This is a genomic window from Kitasatospora sp. NPDC002522 (genome assembly GCF_053595195.1).
Genome location: NZ_JBSFXE010000081.1, coordinates 1 through 11,073 on the forward strand (window position 1 = coordinate 1; position 11,073 = coordinate 11,073).

8 protein-coding genes are annotated in these 11,073 nt (G+C 73.9%); 6 read left to right on the top strand and 2 right to left on the bottom strand.

Annotation, left to right across the window (positions count from 1 at the left end):
* The first annotated feature begins 521 nt into the window (after positions 1 to 521).
* Both ACWD4U_RS34120 and ptsP read left to right on the top strand, forming a co-directional pair.
* Positions 522 to 971 carry a PTS sugar transporter subunit IIA gene (locus ACWD4U_RS34120; protein WP_363462023.1) on the top strand — a complete coding sequence of 150 codons (450 nt, stop codon included), beginning with the start codon at positions 522 to 524 and terminating at the stop codon, positions 969 to 971.
* A 31-nt stretch (positions 972 to 1,002) separates the two neighbouring features.
* Complete coding sequence (ptsP, locus tag ACWD4U_RS34125) at positions 1,003 to 2,673, top strand: phosphoenolpyruvate--protein phosphotransferase (protein ID WP_363462021.1); 1,671 nt, start codon at positions 1,003 to 1,005, stop codon at positions 2,671 to 2,673.
* 88 nt (positions 2,674 to 2,761) lie between these two features.
* On the opposite strand, the gene ACWD4U_RS34130 is transcribed toward ptsP, so the two are convergent.
* The gene (locus ACWD4U_RS34130; protein ID WP_363462019.1) at positions 2,762 to 4,792 is read right to left on the bottom strand and encodes an acetoacetate--CoA ligase; all 2,031 of its coding nucleotides are present in this window, start codon (positions 4,790 to 4,792) and stop codon (positions 2,762 to 2,764) included.
* Positions 4,793 to 4,973: 181 nt separating this feature from the next.
* On the opposite strand from ACWD4U_RS34130, the gene ACWD4U_RS34135 reads away from it, so the two are divergent.
* Positions 4,974 to 6,536 carry a phytoene desaturase family protein gene (locus ACWD4U_RS34135; protein WP_363462017.1) on the top strand — a complete coding sequence of 521 codons (1,563 nt, stop codon included), beginning with the start codon at positions 4,974 to 4,976 and terminating at the stop codon, positions 6,534 to 6,536.
* Between the two features lie 6 nt (positions 6,537 to 6,542).
* On the opposite strand, the gene ACWD4U_RS34140 is transcribed toward ACWD4U_RS34135, so the two are convergent.
* On the bottom strand, positions 6,543 to 7,094 hold the full coding sequence (locus tag ACWD4U_RS34140) for an NUDIX domain-containing protein (protein WP_363462015.1): 552 nt from the start codon (positions 7,092 to 7,094) through the stop codon (positions 6,543 to 6,545).
* A gap of 168 nt (positions 7,095 to 7,262) precedes the next feature.
* Here ACWD4U_RS34140 and mmuM point away from each other — a divergent pair, with 168 nt between their 5' ends.
* From mmuM to ACWD4U_RS34155, 3 genes are all read left to right on the top strand, one after another.
* The gene (gene mmuM / locus ACWD4U_RS34145) at positions 7,263 to 8,171 is read left to right on the top strand and encodes a homocysteine S-methyltransferase (RefSeq protein WP_363462013.1); all 909 of its coding nucleotides are present in this window, start codon (positions 7,263 to 7,265) and stop codon (positions 8,169 to 8,171) included.
* A 509-nt stretch (positions 8,172 to 8,680) separates the two neighbouring features.
* A complete protein-coding gene (locus ACWD4U_RS34150) occupies positions 8,681 to 9,856 on the top strand; it encodes a serpin family protein (protein ID WP_363462011.1) in 1,176 nt (391 codons plus the stop codon).
* A 119-nt stretch (positions 9,857 to 9,975) separates the two neighbouring features.
* Positions 9,976 to 10,740: an IclR family transcriptional regulator gene (locus ACWD4U_RS34155; protein WP_363462009.1), complete on the top strand. Its 765-nt coding sequence runs from the start codon at positions 9,976 to 9,978 to the stop codon at positions 10,738 to 10,740.
* Positions 10,741 to 11,073 lie beyond the last annotated feature (333 nt).

Here is an 11,073-nt window from a genome sequence, read left to right on the forward strand (position 1 = left end):
TGGCACGCTGTTGAGTTCTCAAGGAACGGACACTTCCTTCAGGCGGCCTTCCGACCGACCCTCCGGGCGCTTCGTTCTTTCGTGTTTGAAGCTTACCAGACTGTTTACCCGGTTTTATCCGAGGTTTTACGTGTCCGACTTGCTCCATTAACCGCCGTCTCGCGGCGACTTCGCCAACGATAGCGGGTCCGTGGCCGAGCACCTAATCGAGGCGGGGCGATGTCACCCGGATGGGCCCAGGCGGGCGGGTGACAGGGGATCGTGGGGGGTCACCCGGATGCCGTAGAGTGCGGCGGGTTGGCCAAGAGGACTAGACCACTTGAGGGTGTGGGGCCTGGTGATGGGGGCGTGGGCGAGTCGGTTCGTGTGCGGTGGGATGCGGGGCGGGTGATCTTCACCCGGGTGGCGTGTGGGCCTTATGTCCTGGGTTGTCCGAAGTTGACGTAATTTGGGTTCAGTCGATCAACGGGCCGCTCCCCCGCGGCCGCACGCGATGTACTCCGTACCTGGGAGGCTCCACCATGACCACTGTTACGTCGCCGCTCGCGGGTCGCGCTGTCGGGCTCGCCAATGTGCCCGACCCGGTGTTCGCCGGGGCCATGGTGGGGCCGGGGACGGCGATCGATCCGGTGCGGGAGCCGATCGAGGCGGTGGCGCCGGTGGACGGGCAGGTGGTGTCGATGCATCCGCACGCGTTCGTGGTGATGGACGAGAACGGGCACGGGGTGCTGACTCACCTGGGGATCGACACGGTGCAGCTCAATGGGGAGGGGTTCGAGCTGCTGGTGCACAAGGGGGACCGGGTGCGGCGGGGGCAGCCGGTGATCAAGTGGAACCCGGCGGACGTGGAGGCGAAGGGGAAGTCGCCGATCTCGCCGATCGTGGCGTTGGAGGCGTCGGCGGAGCAGTTGTCGGCGGTGGCGGAGTCCGGTGAGGTCACGGCCGGCGGCGAGCTGTTCACCTGGAATTGACGGACGGCTGACGGGCGAAGGGGTTTCGGCGATGGAGCGGACACTGCGCGGCGTGGGGGTCAGCCTCGGGGTCGCGATCGGGCCGGTGCGGCACATGGGGACCGCGGTGTTGGAGCCGCCGGCGGCTCCGGCCGCGGAGGTGGACGTCCCGCGGGAGCAGGCTCGGGCGCAGGCCGCGGCGGATGCGGTGGCGGCGGACCTGATCGCGCGCGGGAACCTGGCGGGGGGTGAGGCGCAGGCGGTGTTGGAGGCGCAGGCGCTGATGGCGCAGGACCCGGAGCTGATCGCGGACGTGGGGCGGCGGATCGAGGCGGGGAGCACGGCGGAGCGGGGGGTGTACGACGCGTTCGCGGCGTACCGGGAGTTGCTGGCCGCGGCGGGTGAGTACCTGGCGGGGCGGGTGGCGGACCTGGATGACGTGCGGAACCGGATCGTGGCGCGGCTGTTGGGGGTGCCGATGCCGGGGGTGCCGGACAGCGACGAGCCATATGTGCTGTTGGCGCGGGACCTGGCGCCGGCGGACACGGCGTTGCTGGATCCGACCTTGGTGCTGGGGTTCGTGACGGAGGAGGGCGGGCCGACCAGTCACAGCGCGATTCTGGCGCGGGCGTTGGGGGTGCCCGCGGTGGTGGCGTTGGCTGGGGCGACGGAGTTGGCGGAGGGGGTGGTGGTGGCGGTCGACGGGTCGAGCGGCGAGGTGGTGGTGGAGCCGGCGGCCGGGCGGCAGGCGGAGTTGCGGCGGTTGGCGGCGGAGCGGAAGGCGGCGTTGGCGGCCTCGTCCGGTCCGGGGCGGACGTCGGACGGGTTCCTGGTGCCGTTGCTGGCGAACGTCGGTGGTCCGGCGGATCTGCCGGCGGCGTTGGAGCACGGGGCGGAGGGGGTCGGGCTGTTCCGGACCGAGTTCCTGTTCCTGGACGACTCGGCGAAGGCGCCGACCGAGGAGAAGCAGGTCGAGGCGTACCGGAAGGTGCTGGCTGCGTTTCCGGAGTCGCGGGTCGTGGTGCGGGTGCTGGATGCGGGGGCGGACAAGCCGTTGGAGTTCCTGACGCCGGCGGACGAGCCGAATCCGGCGCTGGGGGTGCGGGGGCTGCGGACGCTGTTGGAGCACCCGGAGGTGTTGCGGGCGCAGTTGCGGGCGTTGGCGAAGGCGGCCGAGGGGCTGACTGTGCAGCTCGAGGTGATGGCACCGATGGTGGCGGACCGGGTGGACGCGCGGGCGTTCGCGGTGGCGTGCCGGGAGGTGGGGCTGGTCGCCAAGGTGGGGGCGATGGTGGAGATTCCGTCGGCGGCGCTGCGGGCGGGGTCGATCCTGCAGGAGGTGGAGTTCCTTTCGCTGGGCACGAACGACCTGGCGCAGTACGCGTTCGCGGCGGACCGGCAGGTGGGGGCGTTGGCGCGGTTGCAGGATCCGTGGCAGCCCGCGCTGTTGGATCTGATCGCGGCGGCGGCGCAGTCGGCGAAGGCGGCCGGGAAGAGCTGCGGGGTGTGCGGCGAGGCGGCGTCGGATCCGCTGCTGGCCTGTGTGCTGACCGGGCTCGGGGTGACCAGCCTGTCGATGGGGGCGGCGGCGATCCCGTACGTGCGCGCGGAGTTGGGGAAGTTCACGCTGGCGCAGTGTGAGGAGGCGGCGGAGGCCGCGTTGGCGGCGGATACTGCAGAGGAGGCGCGGGTTTCCGCGCGGCAGGCGTTGGGCGGCGAGTAGCGCGCTCGCGTCCTGGTGACTCCCGAGGGGTCGCTGCCACCGTGGGGGGTGGTGGCGGCCCCTCGGGGCCTTTTCCGACCGGTGCCGGTCAGTGCTTGCGGGTGGTGGCGAGCTGCTCGAAGAAGCGCAGGTGGTCGAGGTTGTCGACGGAGCCGGGGTTGACCGCCTGGGTGAGGGGGGTGCCGGAGAGCAGGCGCTTGATCGGGACTTCGAGGCGCTTGCCGGTGAGGGTGTGCGGGAGGCCCTGGACGGTGATCACCTCGTCGGGGACGTGGCGGGGCGAGAGTTCGGTGCGCAGCGAGGTGCGGATCCGGCCGGTGAGGTCGTCGTTCAGGACGGCGCCGGGGGTGAGGACGACGAAGAGCGGCATCCAGTAGCCGCCGTCGGGTTCCTCCAGGCCGATGACCAGGGATTCGGCGATCTCGGGGAGGCGTTCGACGACCTCGTAGATGTCGGCGGAGCCCATCCGGACGCCCTGGCGGTTGAGGGTGGAGTCGGAGCGGCCGTGGATGACGACGGTGCCGCGGGAGGTGGCGGTGATCCAGTCGCCGTGGCGCCAGATGCCGGGGTAGGTGTCGAAGTAGCTGTCGTGGTAGCGGTGGCCGTCGGGGTCGTTCCAGAAGCCGGTGGGCATGGACGGCAGCGGCTTGGTGACGACCAGTTCGCCGACGGTGTCGGTGTGCGGGTGGCCGGCCGGGTCCCAGGACTCGACGGCGGCGCCGAGGCAGGGGGCCTGGATCTCGCCGAGGTACACGGGGAGGGTGGGGACGCCGCCGACGAAGCAGGAGCAGACGTCGGTGCCGCCGCTGACGGAGGCGAGCCAGACGTCGGGCTTGACCTCGTCGTAGATCCACTGGAAGCCGTCGGGCGGGAGCGGGGAGCCGGTGGTGCCGATGCAGCGGACGGCGCTGAGGTCGAGGTCGCGGCCGGGGTGGAGTTCGGCCTTGCGGCTGGCGATGACGTAGGCGGCGGAGGTGCCGAGGACGGTGGCGCGGGTGCGGGCGGCCACGGACCAGAGGGCGCCGGTGTCGGGGTGGCCGGGGCTGCCGTCGTAGGTGATGACGGTGGTGCCGGTGAGCAGGCCGGCGAGCAGGAAGTTCCACATCATCCAGCCGGTGGACGTGTACCAGAGGAAGCGGTCGTCCGGGCCGAGGTCGAGGTGGAGGGCGGTCTGCTTGAGGTGCTCGACCAGGATGCCGCCCTGGCTCTGCACGATGGCCTTGGGGAGGCCGGTGGTGCCGGAGGAGTAGAGCACCCAGAGCGGGTGGTCGAAGGGGACCGGTTCGAAGACGGGGTCGGTGGCGGCGGCGGTGAGGTCGTCCCAGTGCAGGGTGCCCTCGGGGGCGGGGGTGCCGAGCAGGGGGACGTGGACGACGGTGCGCACGGTGGGGAGTTCGCGGCGGAGTTCGGCGACGACGTCGGTGCGGTCGTGGTTCTTGCCGCCGTAGTGGTAGCCGTCGACGGCGAACAGGACGGTGGGTTCGATCTGCTGGAGGCGGTCGAGGACGCTGCGGGCGCCGAAGTCGGGGGCGCAGCTGGTCCAGACGGCGCCGACGGCGGCGGTGGCGAGGAGGGCGACGGCGGCCTGCGGGATGTTGGGCAGGTAGGCGCTGACCCGGTCGCCGGGGCGGACGCCCTGGGCGCGGAGGGCGGCGGCGAGGGAGCCGACCTGGCGGCGGAGCTCGGACCAGCTGGTGGCGACGGGTTCGGTGGTGCGCTCGTCCAGGTGGAGGATGGCGGGCCGGTCGGCGTTGGCGGGGTCCTCGGCCGCACGCAGGGCGTGTTCGGCGTAGTTGAGGGTGGCGCCGGGGAACCACACGGCGCCGGGCATGGTGGCGGGTTCGGCGAGGACGGCGGTCGGCGCGGTGTGGAAGCGGACGTCGAAGTACTCGGTGACGGCGGTCCAGAAGCGCGGGAGGTCCTCGGTCGACCAGCGGTGGAGGTCGGCGTAGCGGGTGGCGGCCTCGGCGTCGTCGGCGGTGGGGGCGAGCGGGGCTGCGGGGGCGCCGTGGTGGTCGGCGGCCCAGGCCTGGAAGGCGACCAGGCGGCTGGCGGCGGCGCGGGCGGGGTCGGGACGCCAGAGCGGCTGCTGGTCCTGGGGGGTCGGAGGGGTGCTCACGTGGTGGTCTCCAGGCCGGTGGTGGGGACGGGGGTGGCTTGTGGCCTGCCGTCGTCCGTGGGTGCTGACGGTGCAGACCATGCCACGTGATCGTCCGGGGGTCCAGGGACGGTGGGGGTGGCGTGCGGGTGGTGCCGCGTGGTGGGTGGTGGGGGCGGGTGGGAGGTGGTAGGACGGCGGGATGACGGTGGCTTATGACGTGGTGATCGTGGGTGGCGGGCACAACGGGCTGGTGGCGGCCGGGTACTTGGGGCGGGCCGGTCTGCGGGTGCTGGTGCTGGAGCGGTTGGGGCACCTGGGTGGGGCGGCGGTGTCGGAGCAGGCGTTCCCGGGGGTGGCGGCGCGGTTGTCGCGGTACTCGTACCTGGTGAGCCTGCTGCCGCGGCGGATCGTCCGGGAGCTGGGGGTGCGGGTCGAGCTGCGGCGGCGGCGGATCTCCTCGTACACGCCGTGGGAGCGGGACGGGCGGGTCGGGGGGTTGTTGGTGGATGCCGCGGACGAGGCCAGGACCGCCGCGTCGTTCCGTGAACTGACCGGTGGGGACGGGGAGTTCGCGGCGTGGCGGGAGTTCTACGGGATGACCGGGCGGGTGGCGGAGCGGGTGTTTCCGTCGCTGGTGGAGCCGTTGCCCTCGCGGGCGGAGCTGCGGGCGCGGGTGGACGACCCGGTGGCGTGGGCGGAGTTGTTCGAGCGGCCGCTCGGGGAGGCGGTGGAGCGGCGGTTCGCGGACGACACGGTGCGCGGGGTGGTGCTGACGGATGCCCTGATCGGGACCTTCGCGCACGCGCACGACCCGTCGCTGCGGCAGAACCGGTGCTTCCTCTACCACGTGATCGGCGGCGGGACCGGGGACTGGGACGTGCCGGTCGGCGGGATGGGTGCGGTGACGGGGGCGCTGGCGGAGGCGGCGCGGGCCGGCGGGGCGGAGTTGCTGACGGGGTGTGAGGTGACGGCGGTCGATCCGGGCGGCGCGCACACGCCGGCCGAGGTCGGGTACCGGGACGCGGACGGGGTGGAGCACCGGGTCGGGGCGCGCTGGGTGCTGGGCAACGCGGCGCCGGTGGAGCTGGCGCGGATGCTCGGCGAGGCCGCGGAGGGCCCGGCGCCGGAGGGGGCGCAGCTGAAGGTGAACATGCTGCTGACGCGGTTGCCGCGGCTGCGGGACTCGGCGGTGGACGTCCGGGACGCGTTCGGCGGGACCTTCCACATCGCGGAGTCGTACCGGGAGTTGGAGGACGCCTTCCAGGAGGCGTCGGCGGGACGGCTCCCCTCCCCCGCGCCGTCCGAGATCTACTGCCACTCGCTGGCGGACCCGTCGATCCTGGGCCCGGACCTGGTGGCGCGGGGCTGGCAGACTTTGACGCTGTTCGGGCTGCAGCTGCCGGCCCGGCTGTTCGCGGAGGACCCGGAGCGGGTGCGGCAGGAGGCGTTGGACGGCGTGCTCTCCGCGTTGGACGGGGTCCTGGCGGAGCCGCTGGCGGACTGCCTGGCGACGGACGGTGACGGGCGGCCGTGCCTGGAGGTCCGCAGTCCGGTGGACCTGGCGGCGGAGCTGCGGCTGCCGGGCGGCAACATCTTCCACCGTGACCTGGCGTTCCCGTTCCGGGACGACGCGGTGCTCGGGCGGTGGGGTGTGGAGACCGCGCACCCGCGGGTGCTGGTGTGCGGGGCGGGTGCGGTGCGCGGCGGCGGGGTGAGCGGGATTCCCGGGCACAACGCGGCGATGGCGGTGCTCGGGCGGTAGCGCGTGTCAGTGGTGGGTGAACTCGCCGTCGAACCAGGACCGGGCGACCCGGGTGTGGAAGGGGAAGGCGAGCGGGGTGTCGACGGTGGCGAGCTGCCAGCCGTCGGTCTCGTCGGTGGGGACGGAGGGCGGCAGCTCGGCCAGGTTGCGGGGCGGGAGCAGCGCGAACAGGCAGAGGAAGCCGCCGTGGGTGTCGGAGTCGGTGGCGACCAGGCGGACCTCGTCCGGGTCGGCCAGGATGCCGGTCTCCTCGCGCAGTTCGCGGACGGCGGCCTGCTGCCAGCTCTCGCCGTAGTCGATGTAGCCGCCGGGGAGGGCGAGCCGGCCGTAGCCGGGTTCGATGGTGCGGCGGATGACGGTGAGCCGGGTGTCGCCGTCCGGGTGGTGCACGGGCAGCAGGGCGACGGTGACCGGGAGCGGGTTGCGGTAGCTGATCTCGCTGCAGCCGGGGCAGGTCCGGGGCCAGGCCAGGGTGCCGGCCGGGTAGGGCGTGCCGCACAAGTGGCAGTGCGTGTTGGGGCCGAAGGGGGTCGGACGGTCGGACGGCTGGGTCGTCATGCCTTGGATGGTAGTCCGGACGGGTGACGGCGCGGGGGCGTTGCGGAAGGGTCGGCGGGCGGGCCGGCGGTGACGGTGTGTCAGCGGTGCTGCGGCGGGCGACGGCGGTGGTGGCGCTTGTCCTGTGACCGAATCGCTTTCGGCGCGGCCCGGGTGCAGGCTGGAGGGATGGAGTTCACTGCGGCGCTCGCGCACGGCCCGGTGGTCCTGGACGGCGGGCTGTCCAACCAGCTGGCCGCGCAGGGCTGCGACCTGTCGGACGCGCTCTGGTCGGCGCGGCTGCTGCTGGACGAGCCGGATCAGCTGGTCGCCGCGCACCGGGCGTACTTCGAGGCGGGCGCGCAGGTCGCCACCACCGCCAGCTACCAGGCGAGTTACCCGGGTTTCGAGCTGCGCGGGGTGGACCCGGCGAAGACCGACCGGCTGCTCGCGCTGAGCGTGGAGCTGGCCCGGCAGGCCGCGGAGGAGGTCGCCGCGGAGCTCGGCGACGGCGAGCGACGCTGGGTGGCCGCCTCGGTCGGCCCGTACGGCGCCGTGCTGGCGGACGGGTCCGAGTACCGGGGCCACTACGGGCTGAGCGCCGCCGAACTGGCGGCCTTCCACCGGCCGCGGCTGGCCGCGCTGGCGGCGGCCGGGCCGGACGTGCTGGCCGTGGAGACCGTGCCCGACCTGCTGGAGGCCCGGGTGCTGGCCGAGTGCGTCCACGGGCTCGGCCTCCCGGTGTGGTTCTCGTTCGGCGCGGCGGGCGGCCGCACCCGGGGCGGCGAGCCGCTGGCCGAGGCCTTCGCGGTGGCGGCGGAGGTCCCCGAGGTGGTCGCGGTGGGGGTCAACTGCTGCGCGCCGGCGGAGGTGCGAGCGGCGGTCGCCCTCGCCGCCGAGGTGACCGGCCGGCCGGCCGTCGCCTACCCCAACAGCGGCGAGGGGTGGGACGCCGCCGCCCGCGACTGGACCGGCGACGGCGAGTTCCGCGCCGAGCAGGTCGGCGACTGGCTGGCGGCGGGGGCCCGCCTGGTCGGCGGCTGCTGCCGGGTCGGGCCGACGGAGATCGCCGAACTCGCGGCGAGGGTACGGGAGTAGCCGGGAGGGCGGGGTCCGGGAAGGCGGGGGCGAACGGCTCGGAAGGGGCTCACTGACGCGCGGGGGGGGAAGGCGGGTGCGGTCGGCTGCCCCGGGAGGAGAGCGCCTGTGTACACGGAGTCCGCGAGGCCCCGGGAGATGTGGACCCGCAGGCGGCAGCGGGCGGACGGGAACGGGCTACTGCCGCGGGCGGCGCCGCGAAGGAGACGGCCCACGTGCCGTGCGAGACGGGTCGCGGAGTCCGCAAGGGTCGGGAGACGAGGGCCGCAGGCGACACAGCCGGTAGCGGGGAAGGCGGCTGCGCCGGGAGGAGACCAGCTGCGTACCTTGCGAGACGGGGTCGCGGAGTCGGCAAGAGCCGAGGACCACAGGCCACAGCGGGCAGACGGGAACGGGCTCGGCGACGTGCGTGGGGAAGGTGGGCGCAGGCGAGGCGATGGGAAGTGGGGCCGCGTTGCGGTTGTGGTGCGCCAGGATGTGAGGTCGTCGAGCGGGCTGGGGTGGTCGTGGTGGACGGGGTCGGGCTGGTCAATGCGCTCGGGGCGCGTTGGGGGCGGGAGTTGGCGGGCGGCGCCGGGCAGGTGTGGACGGCGGTCGGGGTGTGGCCGCTGCTGGGGATGCTCGCGGGTGGGGCGGACCCGGTGGTGGCGCGGGAGTTGGCGGTGGCGCTCGGGCTTCCGGCGGAGCAGGCTCCGTCGCTGGCCCGCGAGGTGATCGCGGCACTCCGGCGAGTGCCGGGCTGCGCGGCGGCACTGGGCCTGTGGACGGCGGACGCACTCGCGGTGGAGCCCGGGTGGGCGGCGCTGGTCGGCCCCTCGGTGTGGGGCCGGCTGAGCGGGGACCTCGCCGCGGACCAACGGATGCTGGACGAGTGGGCCGCGACCGAGACGGGCGGGCTGATCCCGGAGCTGCCGGTGCGGATCAAGCCCGCGACACTGCTGGTCCTGGCCTCGGCGGTGACGGTGCGCACCCGCTGGGCGCGGGCGTTCAAGCCGGTGCGGCTGCGGCCCGGGTCCGGGCCGTGGGCAGGTCGGTGGCTCGCCGGCCTGTCGCTGGAGGGCTCGGAGCTGTTCGAGCGGATCGCGGTGGCCGAGACCGCGGCCGGCCCGGTGACGGAGGTGCGGGTCGCGGGCGACGGCGAGGTCGACGTCCACCTGCTGCTCGGCGCTCCTGACGCCCCGTTGGACACGGTGGCCGCCGCGGGCTTCGAGCTGTTGGCGGGTACGGCGGTCCGGGTGCCGGTGGCGGAGCTGCCGGACGGTGCGCAGTGGCCGGGCCTGGCGCTGGAGTCGGTGGGGGCGACCCGGCCCGGTGATCGCGGTGCGCTGCGGACGGTGGCGTTCGAGGTGCGTGCCGATCATGACCTGCTGGCCAGGCCCGCGCTGTTCGGTCTGGAGACGGCGTGCGCCGAGGGCGGCTTCCCGGGGATCTGCTCGACCACGCCGTTGCGGGTGTCGCAGGCCCGGCAGTCCGCGATGGCCGCGTTCACGGACGCGGGGTTCGAGGCCGGTGCGGTGACCGTGGTGGCGATGACCCGCAGTGCGGCGATGGCCCCGCCCGCGGTGTTCCGGGTCCGCCGCGCCGAGCTGCGCCTGGAGCGGCCGTTCGCCTTCCTGGCGGTACACCGGCCGACGGGCCTGGCCCTGATGGCGGGCTGGGTGACGGAGCCGCGCAGCGCAGAGTGACGGCGGGGCCAGGCTGCGCCGGGGCAGGTCGGCGGCGGGTCCGGGTGGCGGTAGTACGGTTCAGGCAACGATTTCGGGCTGGGTCGGCATTGTCGACCGGTGTTGGTGGAGGTGGGCCGGTGCCTGGGGCGATCCAGTCGCTGTCGCGGGCGGCCGCGATTCTGCGGTTGTTGGCGGGCGGGGAGCGGCGGCTCGGGTTGTCGGAGGTCGCGGCGGGGCTGGGCCTGGCGAAGGGGACGGCGCACGGGATCCTGCGGACGCTGCAGCAGGAGGGGTTCGTCGAGCAGGACCCGGAGAGCGGCAAGTACCAGCTGGGCGCGGAGCTGCTGCGGCTGGGCCAGAGCTACCTGGACGTGCACGAGCTGCGGGCCCGCGCGCTGGTCTGGGCGGACGACCTGGCCAGGGCCGCCGGCGAGACGGTGTACTTGGGCGTGCTGCACCAGCGCGGCGTGCTGATCGTCCATCACGTCTTCCGGCCTGACGACTCCCGCCAGGTGCTGGAGGTCGGCTCGATGCAGCCGCTGCACAGCACCGCGCTGGGCAAGGTGCTGCTGGCCTACGACCCGGTGGCGCGCGGGGAGTTGGGCGACGGACCGCTGGAGGCGTTCACCCCGCGGACGGTCACCGACCCGGTCAAGCTGGACGCGGAGTGCGAGCTGGTGCGCGAGCGCGGCTGGGCGGACTCGGTCGAGGAGACCTGGGACGGGGTGGCCTCGGTGGCGGCGCTGATCCAGGACCGGCGGCGCAACCCGGTGGGCGCGGTGTGCGTCAGCGGGGCGGTGGAGACGGTCTGTCAGGACGGCGTCCCGCGGGCCTCGTTGGTGGCGTCGGTGCGGACGGCGGCCCGGGCGATCTCCCGCGATCTGGGGGCGCACCGGTTCTGATCACGCGTCGGCGGGAGACGGTTGACGGGGTGTCGGTCACACCTCCTTGACGCGGGTGGTCCGGCTGCTGTTGGCTTCCGGGCGTTGGTCGACATTGTCGAACAGTGAGCTCGGGAACGGTCGGCGGCGCCGGGCGGGCTGGTTTGCCGGACCCACGGGTCCGGGGACTGACTCAGCGTCAGCCCCACCGCTCCCACTCCTGTTCCAGAGCCGAGGATCCCGCCAATGACTGCGAACCACATCGCCGCGATCGATCAGGGCACGACGTCCAGCCGGTGCATCATCTTCGGCGCGGACGGCCGGATCGTCTCCGTCGACCAGCAGGAACACGCG

Bases quoted from the DNA above. Each gene is read 5' to 3' on its own strand.
- ACWD4U_RS34120 (WP_363462023.1), top strand. From the start codon at position 522: ATGACCACTGTTACGTCGCCGCTCGCGGGTCGCGCTGTCGGGCTCGCC.
- ACWD4U_RS34135 (WP_363462017.1), top strand. From the start codon at position 4,974: ATGACGGTGGCTTATGACGTGGTGATCGTGGGTGGCGGGCACAACGGG.
- ptsP (WP_363462021.1), top strand. From the start codon at position 1,003: ATGGAGCGGACACTGCGCGGCGTGGGGGTCAGCCTCGGGGTCGCGATC.
- mmuM (WP_363462013.1), top strand. From the start codon at position 7,263: ATGGAGTTCACTGCGGCGCTCGCGCACGGCCCGGTGGTCCTGGACGGC.
- ACWD4U_RS34140 (WP_363462015.1), bottom strand. From the start codon at position 7,094: ATGACGACCCAGCCGTCCGACCGTCCGACCCCCTTCGGCCCCAACACG.